Origin of the sequence: Bradyrhizobium sp. 6(2017), from assembly GCF_011058295.2 — a bacterium.
Taxonomy (GTDB): Bacteria; Pseudomonadota; Alphaproteobacteria; order Rhizobiales; family Xanthobacteraceae; genus Bradyrhizobium; species Bradyrhizobium septentrionale.
In genome coordinates, this window is record NZ_CP049289.2 from 7,253,725 (window position 1) to 7,269,272 (window position 15,548).

13 protein-coding genes are annotated in these 15,548 nt (G+C 64.9%); 5 read left to right on the forward strand and 8 right to left on the reverse strand.

What is annotated here, in order from left to right; genetic code table 11:
* Window positions 1-26: 26 nt before the first annotated feature.
* The 4 genes from G6P99_RS34545 to G6P99_RS34560 all read right to left on the reverse strand — a co-directional run bounded on the left by G6P99_RS34545 (window position 27) and on the right by G6P99_RS34560 (window position 6,625).
* Window positions 27-1,412, reverse strand: coding sequence for an MATE family efflux transporter (locus tag G6P99_RS34545; protein ID WP_029078927.1), 1,386 nt, complete (start codon window positions 1,410-1,412; stop codon window positions 27-29).
* 84 nt (window positions 1,413-1,496) lie between these two features.
* Window positions 1,497-3,299 carry an ABC transporter ATP-binding protein gene (locus G6P99_RS34550; RefSeq protein WP_165125215.1) on the reverse strand — a complete coding sequence of 601 codons (1,803 nt, stop codon included), beginning with the start codon at window positions 3,297-3,299 and terminating at the stop codon, window positions 1,497-1,499.
* Window positions 3,300-3,664: 365 nt separating this feature from the next.
* Entirely contained in the window at window positions 3,665-5,254 is a 1,590-nt protein-coding gene (locus tag G6P99_RS34555; RefSeq protein WP_029078929.1) for a DHA2 family efflux MFS transporter permease subunit, read from the reverse strand.
* Between the two features lie 51 nt (window positions 5,255-5,305).
* Window positions 5,306-6,625, reverse strand: coding sequence for an HlyD family secretion protein (locus G6P99_RS34560; protein ID WP_029078930.1), 1,320 nt, complete (start codon window positions 6,623-6,625; stop codon window positions 5,306-5,308).
* Window positions 6,626-6,815: 190 nt separating this feature from the next.
* On the opposite strand from G6P99_RS34560, the gene G6P99_RS34565 reads away from it, so the two are divergent.
* Together G6P99_RS34565 and G6P99_RS34570 are read left to right on the forward strand one after the other, a co-directional pair.
* Window positions 6,816-7,460 (forward strand): TetR/AcrR family transcriptional regulator, encoded by a 645-nt coding sequence (locus G6P99_RS34565; RefSeq protein WP_029078931.1) that lies wholly within the window; start codon window positions 6,816-6,818, stop codon window positions 7,458-7,460.
* Between the two features lie 151 nt (window positions 7,461-7,611).
* A complete protein-coding gene (locus G6P99_RS34570) occupies window positions 7,612-8,454 on the forward strand; it encodes a GNAT family N-acetyltransferase (protein ID WP_029078932.1) in 843 nt (280 codons plus the stop codon).
* 45 nt (window positions 8,455-8,499) lie between these two features.
* Here G6P99_RS34570 and G6P99_RS34575 read toward each other — a convergent pair whose 3' ends face one another.
* Window positions 8,500-11,169: a flavin-containing monooxygenase gene (locus tag G6P99_RS34575; RefSeq protein WP_029078933.1), complete on the reverse strand. Its 2,670-nt coding sequence runs from the start codon at window positions 11,167-11,169 to the stop codon at window positions 8,500-8,502.
* 403 nt (window positions 11,170-11,572) lie between these two features.
* On the opposite strand from G6P99_RS34575, the gene G6P99_RS34580 reads away from it, so the two are divergent.
* Complete coding sequence (locus tag G6P99_RS34580; protein WP_029078934.1) at window positions 11,573-12,061, forward strand: twin-arginine translocation pathway signal; 489 nt, start codon at window positions 11,573-11,575, stop codon at window positions 12,059-12,061.
* Between the two features lie 20 nt (window positions 12,062-12,081).
* The gene (locus tag G6P99_RS34585; protein ID WP_029078935.1) at window positions 12,082-12,711 is read left to right on the forward strand and encodes a ferric reductase-like transmembrane domain-containing protein; all 630 of its coding nucleotides are present in this window, start codon (window positions 12,082-12,084) and stop codon (window positions 12,709-12,711) included.
* A 63-nt stretch (window positions 12,712-12,774) separates the two neighbouring features.
* Here G6P99_RS34585 and G6P99_RS34590 read toward each other — a convergent pair whose 3' ends face one another.
* Together G6P99_RS34590 and G6P99_RS34595 are read right to left on the reverse strand one after the other, a co-directional pair.
* On the reverse strand, window positions 12,775-13,479 hold the full coding sequence (locus tag G6P99_RS34590; RefSeq protein WP_029078936.1) for an SDR family oxidoreductase: 705 nt from the start codon (window positions 13,477-13,479) through the stop codon (window positions 12,775-12,777).
* A gap of 90 nt (window positions 13,480-13,569) precedes the next feature.
* Entirely contained in the window at window positions 13,570-13,764 is a 195-nt protein-coding gene (locus tag G6P99_RS34595; protein ID WP_029078937.1) for a hypothetical protein, read from the reverse strand.
* Window positions 13,765-13,977: 213 nt separating this feature from the next.
* Here G6P99_RS34595 and G6P99_RS34600 point away from each other — a divergent pair, with 213 nt between their 5' ends.
* The gene (locus G6P99_RS34600; RefSeq protein WP_029078938.1) at window positions 13,978-14,796 is read left to right on the forward strand and encodes an extracellular solute-binding protein; all 819 of its coding nucleotides are present in this window, start codon (window positions 13,978-13,980) and stop codon (window positions 14,794-14,796) included.
* Here the strand turns inward: G6P99_RS34600 and G6P99_RS34605 are convergent.
* Window positions 14,770-15,468, reverse strand: a complete 699-nt coding sequence (locus G6P99_RS34605) for an ABC transporter permease (protein ID WP_029078939.1) — start codon at window positions 15,466-15,468, stop codon at window positions 14,770-14,772. The two genes, G6P99_RS34600 and G6P99_RS34605, sit on opposite strands and share 27 nt — an antisense overlap.
* Window positions 15,469-15,548: the final 80 nt, after the last annotated feature.

Sequence of the window (15,548 nt, forward strand, 5' to 3'; positions counted from 1 at the left end):
CCGCCATCGCAAATTGGCGCAGCCGGTCATCCCACCGGCTCGAGACCAACACGTTCCGGAGCAACGTCGCGCGGCGGTGGCACGAGACGTTTGCTGAATTCGCGACGGAGCAACCACAAGCTCAGACCGGCCTGCAGCGTCGTCGTCACGATCGACAGGTACCACACATGCTCGATCCGGAAGCCGGGCCGCGTCGAGAGCCAGATCACCGGCACCGCATAGGTGACGAGGCGCACGACCGAACTCAGCAACACCGGCCTGGTGTTGCCGAGACCCTGGAACACGCTGTTGCAGGTAAAGATCAGTCCCTGCGCGACGAGATTCATGGAGACGAAGTGCAGAAACTGGGCGGCGACCGCCATGGTCTCCCGATCGTTCGAGAAGCCGTCGAGCAGCAGCCCCGGCTTCCACTGTGCGAGAACCGTGAAGACGATCATCACGACCGTGCCGATCAGCACCGCCTTGACGAAGGTATCCTGCACACGCTTGCCATTGCCGGCGCCGAAATTCTGTCCGGCGATCGGGCCGGCGGCAAGCGCCACCGCCAATGCCGGCATCTGGATCAGGCCGAGCACGCGCGTCCCGATGCCGAACCCGGCCTGGGCCGCCGGGCCGAAATCGCGCAGCACATAATAGATCACGCCCATCCAGGCGAAGATGAGCGCGAACTCGCCGCCGGCAGGCAGCCCGACATTGAGGATCCGCTTCCACTGCCGGAGTTGTGGACGCCATTGCGCGGGATCGAATCCGACATAGCGTTCCAGCTTGCGGAAATACGCAAACAGCATCAGCACGCCGATGAGCACGGCGATCGAACTTGCCAGACCTGCCCCGGCAACGCCGAACGCGTGACCGGTGCCCCAGCCCGCGATCAGGACCGGCGCCAGCGCGATGTTGATGATGACTGCAACCGCCTGCACCAGCATGCTGGGCCGCACGATGCCGGTGGCACGCAGCGCCGAGGCCATCACCTGGGTGATGAATTGCAGCGCCAATGCCGGCATGAACCACAGGAGATAGGTAGTGCCGGCTTCGATGGTGGCCTGGTCGGCCGCGACCGAGCGCATATAGAGGCGCGACAGCAATGCCCCCGCGCACAACGTCAACAGCCCAGATAGCACCGACAACACGATCGACTGATTGAACACGAGGTTGGCATCGCTGCGATCCTTGCGTCCCACTGCATGCGCGATCAGCGAGACGGTGCCAACGCCGAGCACCTGCATCAGCGCGTTGACGAGGAAACCGGCATTGCCGGCTGCAGATACGCCCGCGACGGCAGCCTCGCCGAGACCGGCGACAAAATACAAATCGACCAATTGGCAGATCATGATCGTGATCATGCCGACCACGATCGGGGGAGCCATGACCAAGATGTGGCTCACGATGGAGCCGCGCGTAAGGTCTTTCATTTCAATTCCATTCTCAAAATCGATTCTCATATCGATCCGGGCGCGTGGCTGTCGGAGATCAATCCGTCAGCCACGCGCCGTCGCTTACTCCGCCGCCGCAGCCTGACCGAACTCGGTCGCCTGGCGCTCGAACAGGCCGCGGTAGATGCCGCCGGGACGTGCGGCGAGCGCCTCATGCGTGCCCTGCTCGACGATCTCGCCGCGATCGAACACCAGGATGCGATCCATGCTGCGCACCGTTGACAACCGGTGCGCAATCACGATCGAGGTGCGGCCCTTCATCAGCCGCTCCATCGCCTGCTGGATCAGCGCCTCGGACTCTGAGTCGAGGCTCGAGGTCGCCTCGTCCAGGATCAGGACCGGCGCATCCGCCAGGAAGGCGCGCGCCAGCGCGACGCGCTGCCGCTCGCCGCCCGACAGCTTGACGCCGCGCTCGCCCACCAGCGTGCCGTAGCCCTTCGGCAGCCGCATGATGAAGTCGTGCGCATTGGCAAGCCGCGCCGCCTGCTCGATCGCCTCCATGCCGGCGCCCGGCCGGCCATAGGCGATGTTCTCCGCCAGCGTGCGGTGGAACAGGATCGGCTCCTGCTGCACGATCGCGATCTGGCTGCGCAGCGATTGCTGCGTCGCCTTGGCGATATCCTGACCGTCGATCAGGATTTTGCCACTGGTGACGTCGTAGAGCCGCTGCACCAGCTTGACGAAGGTCGTCTTGCCGGAGCCGGAGCGCCCGACCAGACCAACGCGCTCACCCGCATCGATGTCGACCGACAGCCCGTCATAGAGCGGCCGGCGATGGCCGCCATAGTGGAACGTGACGTCGTCGAACACGATGCGGCCGCCCTGAATGTCGATCGTTGCAGCGTCGGCCGCGTCGACAATGCCGAGCGGCTCGCCATGGATCTGCACCAGCTCCTCCATGTCGTTCACCGAACGCTGCAGGTTGTTGATGTGCATGCCGACATCGCGCAGATAGGCGTGGATGATGTAGTAGCTGGTCAGGACATAGGTGACGTCGCCCGGCGTGGCGCGGCCGGCCGCCCACAGCAGGATCGCACCGCCGATCACCGAGGCGCGGAAGCACAGCAGCACCAGGAGCTGCGCGGTCGAGGTGTGGTTGTAGCGGAGCCAGGTCCGCCGCACCCGGCGCCGCCAGCGGCTGATGACGCCGTCGAGCCTGATGTCCTCGCGTGTTTCGGCGCCGAACGACTTCACCACCGCGTTGCAGGTCAAGGCATCGGCCAGCGTGCCGCCGACCTTGGTGTCCCATACATTGGAGACGCGCGCGGCCGGCGCGACGTAGCGCACCTGGAACGCCATGGTCATCGCGACATAGATCACCGAGCCTATGGCGATCACCGCGCCGAGCTGCGGCCAGTGCAGCCCGAGCAGGATCATCGAGCCGAGCAGCACCACGAGCGACGGCAGCAGCGCCATCAGGATGGTGTCGTTCAACAGGTCGAGCGCCCACATGCCGCGCGTGACCTTGCGCACGGTGGAGCCGGCGAACGAATTGGCGTGCCAGTCGGTCGAGAAGCGTTGCACCCGCATGAAGGCCTGCTGCCCGACATCGGACATCGTCTTCAGCGTGAACGGCACGATGGTCGTAATGCCGACCAGCCGCAGCATCAGCGACAGTGCACCGAGGCCTACGATGGCGCCGAATGCCAGCATCGCAGCATGGCGTGCGGCGGCGTCCGTCGAACCCGCGGTCAACGCATCGACCAAATGGCCGGAGAATATCGGCATGAACAGGTCGGCGGCGGTCGCACCGAGGAAACCCGCGGTCACGGCCGAGGCGCGGAGCGGCTGTTCCAGCCAATGGCGGAACACGAATGGCAAGACGATCCGGATCGCGGCCGGTCGCTTGGATGTCAGAGAGGTCATGGCACATTCCGGCCACGCCTATGCAGCGCAAGCCGGCTCCACTTAAGGCGACTGGCGGACGGAATCCGGCCGCAGGAGTCGCTGAAAACAATCGGTAATTTGTTGGGAAGCTTTGATGATCGGGGATCAGGCCCGATCAGCGCCAGGAGCTAACGCGTAAGCGCGTCCAGCACCATCGAACGCGGGCGCACGATCTGCGAAACAAACGACTTCATGCGCATCTCCCGGGTTCGAGTAAGGAATGCGCTGCTTATAAATGCATCAGGCGCGATTGGCAAGATGACAAGCGCGTGAGTGCGGCACTGTGTCGGCGATGCAACGCTCTGCACGCCAACGGGTGCACACGACGCGCGATACCGATGCTCTCAATGCGCGTCGCCGCCTACGTCGGTCATCGGCGGCGGCTTGTTGACGAACAGCACCAGCAGGCTGAGGCCGACATAGAACAGCGACAGCATGAAGAAGGCGTCGCCGTAGCTCATCACCTGGGCCTGGCGGTGCACGATCTGCGAGAGCTGCTTCACCGCCATCATGGTCGAATCGCCCATGCCCTGCAGGCGCTGGGTGAAATTGTTGAGGGTCTCGACCGCGGTCGTGTTGCCCCAGGTCACGCGGTCCTGCAGCCGCGAGATGTGCAGATCGGTGCGGTGGTTGAGCGCTTCGTTGATCAAGGCGAGCCCGACCGCGCCGCCGAGATTGCGCATCAAGTTGAACAGGCCGGAGGCGTTCTTGACGCGGTCGGGCTCGAGCGTGGCGAGCGCGATGTTGTTGGTCGGCACCATCGCGCACATCATGCCGATGCCGCGCAGGATCTGCGGCACCAGCAGCTCGTAGAAATCGTACTCGCGCGTGATCCAGGTCATCTGCCAGGAGCCGAGCGCGAAGGTGACGAGGCCGAAGGCGATGATGTAGCGCAAATCGACCTTCTGCATCAGACGGCCGACCACCGGCGCCATGAAGAACATGGTGATGCCGGAGACGAACATGGTCTCGCCGATCATCAGCGCACTGTAGCCGCGGACCTCCGCGAGATAGCGCGGATAGACGTAAGTCAGGCCGTAGAGCCCGATGCCGATGCAGAACTGCAGCACGCAGCCGACCGCGAAGTTGCGGTTGGAGAAGGCATAGAGATCGACGATCGGCTCCTCCACGGTCAACACCCGCCAGAAGAAGGCGATCGCCGACACGAAGCAGATCGCGGCGCAGATCGCCACCGAGGTGTCCTGCAGCCATTCATATTGCGGACCTTCCTCCAGCACATATTCGAGCGAGCCGAGGAAGCCGCCCATGAAGATCAGGCCCCACCAGTCGAAACGCTCGAGCAGCGCGAAGTTCGGCTGGTCGAAATCGACCAGCGCCAGCACACCTATCGTGATGATGATGCCGGGCACGATGTTGATGAAGAACAGCCAGTGCCACGACATCAGATCGGTGATGAAGCCGCCGACCGTTGGCCCGACGGTCGGCGCCAGGGTCGCGACCAGCCCGATGATCGGCGCCACGATGTAGAACTTGGAGCGCGGGAAGATGGTGTAGGCCGAGGCGAACACCGTCGGGATCATGCCGGCGCCGAGAAAGCCCTGCAGCGCGCGCCACAGGATCATCTGCTCGATCGTGGAGGCGAAGCCGCACAACAGGCTGGACACGGTGAAGCCGAACGCCGAGATCGCGAACAAGAGCCGGGTGCCAAGCGCGCGCGACAGGAAGCCGGACAGCGGGATCGCGATCACCTCGGCGATCAGATACGCGGTCTGCACCCACGACACTTCGGTCGAAGACGCCGACAGGCCGGCCTGGATCTCGGTGAGCGACGCCGAGACGATCTGGATGTCCAGGATCGACATGAACATGCCGAACACCATGATGATGAACGCAACCACCCGTTTCGGCTGGAGGCGCTCGGACTCCGAGGCGCCGGCCATCATCGAGGGGGAAGCAGTGGTCGCGTCGGCCATGGGCTTATCAAGCTCCGCGCTTCGAACCCTCAGGTCCGAAGCTTCAAGGCATCACTGCGGATGGATCATCATCGACGCGTCGAGATCGGTATCGGCGTCGGCGTCGGCCGCGCCCTCCCTGGTGTCGACGGTGGTGTAGACCGACATGCCGGCGCGCAGCATGCCCTGCTTGGCGACGCTGTTCGGCACGCGGATGCGGACCGGCAGGCGCTGCACGATCTTGGTGAAATTGCCGGTGGCGTTGTCGGGCGGCAGCAGGGTGAACACCGAGCCTGCCGCCGGCGAGATGCTGTCGACGATGCCGGTGAATTTGCGGAAGCCGTAGGCGTCGACCTTGATCGTCACCCGCTGGCCGGGACGGATGCGCTTGAGTTGGGTCTCTTTATAGTTCGCGTCGATGAAGACGCCGTCGAGCGGCACCACATTGCCGAGCCGCTGGCCGACATTGATGTAGTCGCCGGTATTGACCAGGCGGTTGGAGAAGGTGCCGTCGACCGGCGCGCGGACCTGAGTGAAATCGAGATCGCGCTCGGCCTTGGCGAGCTGGGTCTGCAATTCGGCAAGCTGGGCGCGGGACTCAGCCTGCTGCGCCCTGGTCACATCGACATTGCTCTTTGCGGCATCGAAGGCGGCCTGCGCCGAGCGCACGGCGGCGGCACCCTGATCACGGCCGGCTTCCGAGACCTCGAAAGTGGCGCGCGAGGCAAAGCCCTTGGTGCTCAGCGCCTGCTGGCGATCGAAATCGAGATCGGCACGCTTCAGGCCGGCCTGGGCGGACACCAGCTGGGCCTGCGCCTGCTCGACCGTGCTCTCGGCTGCCGCAACTTGGCGGCCGAAGCGCTCGATCGTCGCCTGCTGGGTCGCGATCCGGGTGCGCGCGGCATCGGCCGCGATGCGATAGTCGCCGTCGTCGATCCGGAAGATCACATCGCCGGCGCGCACCAGCGCATTGTCGCCGGGCAGGATCGCCGCGATATGGCCCGCAACGCGCGCGCCGAGCATGGTGTTGTTGGCGCGGACATAGGCATCGTCGGTCGAGACGTAGAAGCGTCCGACCATCAGGTAATAGGCGGCATAGCTTGCGGCCGCGATCGCGAGCAGGCCGACCACGCCCATCATCACGAATTTGCGCTTGCCGGATTTCGGCGGCGCAGAAGCAGCGGGCGAAGCCGCCGGCTGCTCGGGCGCAGAAGCGGGTGGCGCCTCGGCGGGACGCTTGGATTCGTCACGCCTGGCTTCGTCGGCCCTTTTGGTTTCGTCAGTTCTGGCTTGCTCGCCGAGATCGGCGGATGCATCGCGCGCCTTCGCGTCCTCGGCCATCTCAGGCCCGGAACGAACAATGCGTGCAGCCTGATCTCGTGCTGCGGCCATAGCCGAGGCTCCCCAAAAAAGTCTCGATGCCCGCGATGGCGGAATAAGGGCCGTGCGGCTCATCGTCACTCCCACCAATAGCATTGACCGAACCGTTCGGTCAATCTATATTCCCTCGGCAGGGATTATAACGCTTCGATTCTCAACCTTGCGCATTCCGGGTTGAGTTCTTTGGCGAGAAGCTAAATCAATGGTTGCAGCCCCCCGAGTCTCCCTCCAGCCAGTCGGCGAGGAGGAGCCGTCAAAACGACGCCAGATCCTGGACGGCGCCCGCAAGGTGTTCCTGGAGCTCGGTTTTGACGGCGCCAGCATGGGCGAGATCGCCCGCGCCGCTGCCGTCTCCAAGGGCACGCTCTATGTCTATTTCCCCGACAAGGCCGGGCTGTTCGCGGCGATCGTCGAGGAGGAAAAGCTCGAGCAGGGCAAGGTCGCCTTCAATTTCGACCCCACGCGCGACGTCGACACCACCCTCCCCGAATTCGGCCGCGCCTATGTCGCGGTGCTGTGCCGGCCCGGCGGCGGTTCGGCGATCCGCACCGTGATGGCGATCGCCGAGCGGATGCCCGAGCTCGGCAGCCGGTTCTACACCCACGTGATCGCCCACACCGTCGACCGCTTCGCCGCCTATCTCGAGGCGCGCGCCGCGCTCGGCGAGCTCGTGATCGATGATTATCAGCTCGCGGCCTGGCAGTTCATGCAGATGTGCCAGGCGACGCTGTTCCAGGCGTTCATCTTCCAGGCCAATCCGTCGCCCTCGCCGGAGCGGATCACTGTTGTCGTCGACAGTGCAACGCGGGTGTTCTTCGCGGCGTACCGGCCGAAGCAGGCGAACTGATCTCGCACCGTCATTGCGAGGAGCGTCAGCGACAAAGCAATCCACTCTTCATCCTCGCGGCGCGATGGATTGCTTCGCTTCGCTCGCAATGACGGGGAGACATTAGCGCGCTACCATGGCCGTTGCGGCGCCAATTCGAGGATGGCCATCCATGAACGACCTCAGCATCCGGCATATGCGGCCAGACGAGATCACGCTCGCGGTGGATTGGGCCGCGGCAGAAGGATGGAATCCCGGTCTCGCCGATGCCGCGTGCTTTGCCGCCGAGGACCCGCACGGATTTTTCATCGGCGAGTTCGACGGGCGGCCGGCCGCGGTGGTCTCCTGCGTCAATTACGGCGCGCAGTTTGCGTTCCTCGGCTTCTACATCGTGCGTCCGGACCTGCGCGGCCGCGGCCATGGCCTGAAGATATGGAATGCGGCCATCGCGCATGCGCATCCACGCGTGATCGGGCTCGACGGCGTGGTGGCGCAGCAGGCGAACTACCAAAAATCCGGCTTCGTGCTCGCTTACGCCAATGTGCGCTATGGCGGCACGGTCGCAGCACCATCCGCGCCGAACGCTGACCTCGTCGCGCTGTGCGATGTGCCGGCGGCGCTGATCGAGGCCGATGACGCCACGGTCTTTCCGGCGCCGCGTCCGGCCTTCCTGCGCGCCTGGATCAATACATCAGGGCATCTCGGGCGCGCGCTGTTGCGCGACGGCAGGCTGGCCGGCTGGGGCGTGATCCGCCCGTGCCGCACCGGCCGCAAGATCGGTCCGCTTGTCGCCGATGACCGCGCTGGCGCCGAGACCATCCTGTCGGCATTGCTTGCAAGTGCCGGCAGTGGCGAGATCTTCCTCGATGTCCCCGCCGTCAACCGCGACGCCGTCGCATTGGCGGAAGGCCTCGGGCTCTCGCCGGTGTTTGAGACCGCGCGAATGTATACCGGCGCGATCCCGCCCTTGCGGATCGATCGCGTGTTCGGCGTCACGACGTTCGAGCTAGGTTAGCGCTTCGGTCCTGGTTGAGAACCGAAGCGCCGCAAGACTCCCAGTCTAGTTCGCCGCCGCGTTGATCTGCGGCGCGGTACTGCCCTGCTCGATCTGTTCGGACAGTCCGGCGAAGCGGCGCAGCGCCTGCGCCATCTTCGCGCGGCCGCTGACGCCGGTGATGATGACGTCGACCATCACGAAGGACGAGTGGAAGTGACCACTGCCCTTGAGCTGCTCGACCTTGACGCCGGCCTTGGCGAGCGCGTCGCCATAGGCAACGCCCTCGTCACGCAGCGGATCGAACTCGGCGGTCGCGATGAACGCCGGCGGCAGGCCGTCGAGCTTGCCGCGCAACGGCGCGACGCGCGGATCAGTGCGGTCGGCGGGCGAGCAGTACAGGTCCCAGAACCAGTGCATCAGCCCGCGGGTCAGGAAGTAGCCGGCCGCGTTGTCGACATAGGACTGCCGGTCGAAGGAGGAGTCGGTGACCGGACAGATCAGGAGCTGGCCCGCGATCTCGGGCCCGCCGCGATCGCGTGCGAGCTGGCAGGTGACGGCCGCGATGTTGCCGCCGGCGCTCCAGCCAGCGACCAGCACGGGCCCTGCCCGGCCGCCAAGTTCGGCGGTGTGGGCGGCGATCCAGCGCGTTGCCGCATAGCCGTCCTCGGCCGCCGCCGGGAAGCGATGCTCGGGCGCATGGCGATAACCGACGCTGACGATGATCATGCCGGTGCGCCGGCACAGATCGCGGCAGAACGGATCGTCCGACAGCTCGTCGCCGAGCACCCAGCCGCCACCGTGGAAATAGACCACGATCGGATGCGGCCCCGGCGTCGCCGGCCGATAGAGCTTGTAGGGCAGCGGACCGTCGGCGCCCTGCAGCATGCCGGTGCCAACCTCGCCAACGGGACGGCCGGCAGGACGGCCCTTGTTGAACTCGGTCAGGAAGTCGCGCGCGCCCTGCGCACCCATGGTCTCGATCGGCGGCAGGTTCATCTCGCCGAGCATGCCGAGCACCAGCCGCACGTCCGGCTGCAGCCGCACCACCTCGCCGTCATTGCACTGTTCGGCAACGCCGGGACCTGACAGCTTGAAGCCGAGCATGCCGCGGCCGACCACCTCGTTGCAGATGCTGCGATACGGACCGACGCCGCCGGTATAAGGCATCACGCCCTGCGGCTTGCCGGGGACGTTGGCGCCCGTGTACCAGGTGTTGGCGAGCCGGTGCAGCGTCAGCGTCGCGCAGTCGGCCATGTGCCGCTCCCAGCCGGTCTGCGCGTTCTCGGTCGCCTCCATCGTGGTGAAGCCGTCGTCGCGCAGCGCGGCGATCCGCTCGACCACCCAGTCGACATGCTGCTCGATCGACACCGCCATGTTCGACAGCACCGACGGGCTGCCGGGGCCGGTGATCATGAACAGATTGGGGAAGCCCGCGACGGTGACGCCGAGATAGGTCTGCGGTCCGTGCGCCCAGACATCCGACAGCGACTTGCCGCCGCGGCCGGAGATCGGATGCACCGCCATGATCGCGCCGGTCATGGCGTCGAAGCCGGTCGCGAACACGATGACGTCGACATCGAAGCTGCGCCTGTCGGTCGCGATGCCGTTGGCCGTGATCGCCTTGATCGGCTCCTGCCGCAGATTGACCAGCGTCACGTTCGGACGGTTGTAGGTCGCATAGTAATTGGTATCGAGGCAGGGACGCTTGGCGCCGAACGGATGATCGTGCGGGGCGAGCGCCGCGGCGATCTCCGGATCCTTGACCACGGCGCCGATCTTCTCGCGGATCAGGTCCGCGACCAGCCTGTTGCCGTCGACATCGACCGCCTGGTCGGCCCACAGCTGGGTCAGGATATGAACGAGGTCGCCCGCAGCCCACGCCTTCTCGAACCGCTCGCGGCGTTCGGCGTCGCTCAATTGCCAGCTCACCACGGTCTGCTGCGGATACGGCACACCGGCCATCGACCAGCGCGCCTGCTCGCGATAGGCCGCACGGTCGCCCTCAAAGTACGTCTTGCGATCCTCCGGCGCCGGACCGTTGCCGGCAGGCAACGCGAAGTTCGGCGTGCGCTGGAATACGGTGAGTTGCGCGGCCTGTTCGGCGATCAACGGAATCGATTGTATGCCCGATGATCCGGTGCCGATCACGGCAACGCGCTTGCCCTTGAGATCGACGCCCTGATGCGGCCAGCGGCCGGTGAAATAGATCTGGCCCTTGAAATCCTTGACGCCGTCGATCTCGGGCGGCTTCGGCGCCGACAGGCAGCCGGTCGCCATGATGTAGTAGCGGCACGAGACATTGGCGCCGTTGTTGGTCGAGATCTGCCAGCGCGCGGTCGCATCATTCCAGGTCGCCTGCGTCACCTTGGTGCCGAAGCGGATATCGCGGCGCAGATCGTAGCGGTCGGCGACGAAGCCGAGATAGCGCAGGATTTCCGGCTGGGTCGCGTATTTCTCCGACCAGGTCCAGGCCTGATCGAGCTCGGGGTCGAAGGTGTAGCTGTAGTCGATGGTCTGGATATCGCAGCGCGCGCCGGGATACCGGTTCCAGTACCAGGTGCCGCCGACGTCGGCGCCCTCTTCGAGCGCAACCGCCGAGAAGCCCGCCTTGCGCAGCCGATGCAGCAGATAAAGACCGGCGAAACCGGCGCCGACGACCGCGACGTCGACTTGCTGCGTGGTTCCGCTGTGCGTGGAGTCCGAAGCGCGTGCTGCAACTGCTGCGTCTGGCATGCCATTCCTCCCGTATGTTTTGATTTGACGGAAGGCTAGCCCTGCGCTTTCAGTTTGTCATCACGACAAACGCAATCAGAGGTCGCCGCAATTGTGACGCGCGCGGCCTGAAGCGAAACGCGCAGCGCGTAGACGCAAGTGGTGTTGCTCGGGCCCACGCACTCGGGTCTAAGCACATGAGTGAAGGTCGACGCCGCATCCCGCTTTTGCGAGCGAACCGCAGCGTTCCGCCGCACCGCATATACGGACGCATGGATTGCCTCGCCAACGGCGCGGGTTGAGCGGCCGGCGCCCATTCACAACTCTGCGACCGATCGCGCCCTTCGCCTCCCCCAACTGGGCAGCTCGCGCTTGTTGTTGTACCCTGAGCGGAGCAACTGCACGGTCGCCAGGAGGAATTTACATGACCACCGTCGTGTTCAACCGTCGCAACCTCCTCGCCGCTGGCGGCTCCGTCCTGGTAACAGGAGTTGCCGGGCTGCTGTTGCCCGCCCGCGCGGAAGGCCTCGCACCGACCGATTCGATGTTGGGCGGATCGAACAACTACCGCAAGGGTGCGCCGATCGTCGACCGGATCGGTAAGGGCGGCTTCTGGATGAGCGGCACCGTACGCCGCGCTGGCGACGGAACTCCGCTTGCCGGGCAGCGTATCCAGATTTGGGCGCACACGACCGAAGGGCAGGAGCACGAGCCGCAGAGTCATGGAGCCACGCTCACCGACAAGGACGGGGCGTTCCGTCTCGAGATGCCACAGATCATTCCCATCTTTGGCCAACCGCATGGTCACCTCGCGTATGACAGCGGTGAATTCAAAACTGTCTTCCTGCGTCCCATCATGCGGAGCGCAAAAGATACCAGCCTGGAGGCGCACTTCGTCCTTCAGCCGGTCTGACCGGGTTGGGATCAAAAAGGATGAGATTGGCCCGGGTAACCCTGATCTGGGCCGCTCTTGGAGCCGCCGTTTGCGTGCCGATCGCCGCTGCAGCGGCGAGCCCGCTGCTCGCATGGCGCGGTCCGATCTACATCCTGGCCGGATTCGCAGGAATTATCGCACTGGGACTTGTGCTCGTTCAGCCTTTACTCATTGGCGGCTACCTGCCGGGACTGGCGGCTTATCGTGGACGGCGTGCACATCACTGGATCGGAGGCACGCTGGTCGTGGCGGTGCTGGTCCACGTCGGGGGCCTTTGGATCACCAGTCCGCCGGACATGATTGACGCCCTTCTCTTCTCATCGCCGACGCCGTTTTCGCCGTGGGGTGTGATCGCCATGTGGGCAATCTTCGCCGTCGCGCTTTTGGCGGCACTGCGTCGGCGATTGGGACTGCGACCGCGAACGTGGCGCATTGCTCACATGTCCCTTGCGGTGGTCATCGTCGCAGGGAGTGTGGTCCATGGCATGCTGGTCGAGGGGACGATGGAGACGGTGTCGAAGGCGGCCCTTTGCGCACTGGTCCTCGGCGCGACCATAAAAGTCATGGCTGACTTGCGGGTGTGGCGAAAGCGAGCGACGTCGCGCGCAGAGAGGATTGTGCGACAGTAGACTAGGCGGAATTGATAGCGATACGGATCATCGGAACGTATTCCGAGTTGGGTCACTTGAGCCTCAAATCGACCGCATGAGGCCGCCATCGACGCGGATGTTCTGGCCGGTGATGTAGGCCGCGCCGTCGGAGACGAGAAACGCGATGGTTGCGGCAATCTCCTCCGCCTTGCCGTAGCGCTTCATCGGCACGCTGTCGCGGCGCTCGTCGGTTGCCGGTAAGCTGTCGATCCAGCCCGGCAACACATTGTTCATCCGGACATTGTCGGCCGCATAGCTGTCGGTGAACAGTTTTGTGAACGCGGCAAGCCCGGCGCGGAACACCGCCGAGGTCGGAAACATCGCGCTCGGCTCGAATGCCCAGGCGGTGGAGATGTTGACGATCGTGCCGGATTTTTGCGCCTGCATGACCGGTGCGACGAGACGCGTCGGGCGGATCACGTTCATCAGATAGACGTCGAGCCCGGTGTGCCACTGCTCATCAGTCAGCTCCAGCACACCCGCACGCGGGCCGTGGCCGGCGCTGTTGACCAGGGCATCGATGCGGCCCCAGCGCGCCATCACGCCGTCGACGGTGCGCTTCAGATCATCGTTCGAACGGTTGGAGCCGGTGAAGCCAATGCCGCCGAGTTCGCCGGCCAGCGCCTCGCCCTTGCCCGATGACGACAGGATCGCGACGCGAAAGCCATCGGCGGCAAGCCGCCGTGCCGCCGCCGCGCCCATGCCGCTGCCGCCTGCGGTGACGAGTGCGACCTTCTCCAAAGCCATGACCTGATATCCCTGTGATGACGAACCTGGCGCAAGATCTATCATCAGGGATCGCGCGGCGCGACACCCGGTCTGCCGCGCAGTGTCGCACTATTTGCGGAATACCTGCTTTGAGCAGGCTTCGAACCGGGCGACCGGCCGGTCCATCTGCCACAGCTCGACATCATGGTGATCGACAAGACGGCTGGCCGATGTGATGGCCTGGTCATCGTTGCTGCAATCCAAGTTGACCACGCCGATGGATCGGCTGTGCGGTCCAACGATATAGGCGCGATAGGTCGTCATCTTTGCCTCCAGGGACTGCGCTCTGCTAGCGAGCTCGCCCGAATGTGGACAGGAGGACGTATGAATTCGAGGTGGGATACCCCGCTATGGTGTAAACACGGTATAAGCGCCGCCAGGTCACAGGGGATCGCGCGGCGCTGTATCCGGCCCGCGTTGCGTCACCGGATCAATTGACGCATGGTGATCGCCGGCCCTACATCCTATCCTGACCGCATGACATCCCTCCTCCGATACCTCGTCATCGCTGCCGTGCTGCTGTTCGCCGGTCCCGCGTTGGCGCAGACGCCCACCATCATCGTTGCCTCGACGACATCGACCGAGCAGTCCGGCCTGTTCGGCTATCTCTTGCCGCACTTCACGCAGGCGTCGGGCATTGCCGTAAAAGTGGTCGCGGTCGGCACCGGCCAGGCGCTCGACATCGGACGGCGCGGCGATGCCGATGTCGTGTTCGTGCACGATCGCGTGGCCGAGGAGAAATTCCTGGCCGAGGGCTTTGCGACCAAACGGTATGACGTGATGTACAACGATTTCGTCATCGTCGGCCCGAAGACCGATCCGGCGCATATCGCCGGCGACAAGGATGTCGCGGACGCCTTGCGCAAGATCGCCGCGACGACATCCGCCTTCATCTCGCGCGGCGACCACTCCGGGACGCATGAGGCCGAGTTGCGGCTCTGGAAGGATGCCGGTGTCGATCTCGGTTCCGCGAAGGGCCAGTGGTATCGCGAGATCGGCCAGGGCATGGGTCCGGCGCTCAACATGGCGTCGGCGTCGAATGCCTATGTGCTGTCAGACCGCGGCACCTGGCTGTCATTCAAGAATCGCGGCGAGCTCGCCGTGCTGACCGAAGGCGATAAGCGACTGTTCAATCAATACGGCGTGATGCTGGTCAATCCGGCAAAGCATCCGACGGTAAAGGCCGCCGACGGACAGGCCTTCATCGACTGGCTGGTCTCGCAGGCCGGGCAGTCGGTCATCGCCGGCTACAAGGTCGGCGGCGAGCAGCTATTTTTCCCCAACGCCGCGCACTAGCAGAAACGCGATCGTGCTGACGCTGACGCTCAGCACAAGCAGGATCACACCAAGGCCGAGACCGAGCGCCAGTTCGCCCTTGCTGGTTTCCAGCGCGATCGCCGTCGTCATCGTTCGCGTGTAGCCGCTGATATTGCCGCCCACGATGATGATGGCGCCGACCTCCGCGATGGCGCGGCCGAAGGCGGCGAGGAACGCGGTGAGAAGCGAGGCGCGGCCAAGCGAGAACAGCAGCGCAAGGCTGCGCAGGCGGGACAGGCCGTCGGTGCGTATCAGGTCGGCGTATTCCGCCCACAGCAGCGCGACCGGACGATGCACCAGCGCGACCACGATCGGCGTCGCCAGGATGACCTGCGCCACCACCATCGCCGTCGGCGTGAACAACAGGCCGGCGAAGCCCAGCGGTCCCGAACGCGACAGCAGGAGATATAGCCCGAGCCCGACCACCACCGGCGGCAGTCCGAGACAGGCATTGGCGAGCACGATCACCACCTGCCGTCCGCGAAACCTTGATATCGCAAGCCAGCCGCCGATCGGCGCGCCGATCAGAAGCGCGAGCAGGCTCGCCAGCAAGCTGACGCGCAACGACAATGCGACGATCCCGAGCAGGACCGGATCGCGACTGGCGATCAGTGACGCTGCCGCCGTGATCGACTGTGCGAAGTCATTCATGCCGGCCTGGAGCCCCTTCCGTTCCGATCGAATCGGAACGGGGCTCCAGATCCTTGCCTTGACGCGCTTTCTTCACGCGA

Excerpts from the sequence above, each read along its gene's own strand:
- G6P99_RS34575 (WP_029078933.1), bottom strand. The coding sequence starts at position 11,169 with ATGCCAGACGCAGCAGTTGCAGCACGCGCTTCGGACTCCACGCACAGC.
- G6P99_RS34545 (WP_029078927.1), bottom strand. The coding sequence starts at position 1,412 with ATGAAAGACCTTACGCGCGGCTCCATCGTGAGCCACATCTTGGTCATG.
- G6P99_RS34595 (WP_029078937.1), bottom strand. The coding sequence starts at position 13,764 with ATGACGACCTATCGCGCCTATATCGTTGGACCGCACAGCCGATCCATC.
- G6P99_RS34590 (WP_029078936.1), bottom strand. The coding sequence starts at position 13,479 with ATGGCTTTGGAGAAGGTCGCACTCGTCACCGCAGGCGGCAGCGGCATG.
- G6P99_RS34555 (WP_029078929.1), bottom strand. The coding sequence starts at position 5,254 with ATGGCCGACGCGACCACTGCTTCCCCCTCGATGATGGCCGGCGCCTCG.
- G6P99_RS34600 (WP_029078938.1), top strand. The coding sequence starts at position 13,978 with ATGACATCCCTCCTCCGATACCTCGTCATCGCTGCCGTGCTGCTGTTC.
- G6P99_RS34550 (WP_165125215.1), bottom strand. The coding sequence starts at position 3,299 with ATGACCTCTCTGACATCCAAGCGACCGGCCGCGATCCGGATCGTCTTG.
- G6P99_RS34560 (WP_029078930.1), bottom strand. The coding sequence starts at position 6,625 with ATGGCCGCAGCACGAGATCAGGCTGCACGCATTGTTCGTTCCGGGCCT.
- G6P99_RS34565 (WP_029078931.1), top strand. The coding sequence starts at position 6,816 with ATGGTTGCAGCCCCCCGAGTCTCCCTCCAGCCAGTCGGCGAGGAGGAG.
- G6P99_RS34585 (WP_029078935.1), top strand. The coding sequence starts at position 12,082 with ATGAGATTGGCCCGGGTAACCCTGATCTGGGCCGCTCTTGGAGCCGCC.
- G6P99_RS34570 (WP_029078932.1), top strand. The coding sequence starts at position 7,612 with ATGAACGACCTCAGCATCCGGCATATGCGGCCAGACGAGATCACGCTC.
- G6P99_RS34580 (WP_029078934.1), top strand. The coding sequence starts at position 11,573 with ATGACCACCGTCGTGTTCAACCGTCGCAACCTCCTCGCCGCTGGCGGC.
- G6P99_RS34605 (WP_029078939.1), bottom strand. The coding sequence starts at position 15,468 with ATGAATGACTTCGCACAGTCGATCACGGCGGCAGCGTCACTGATCGCC.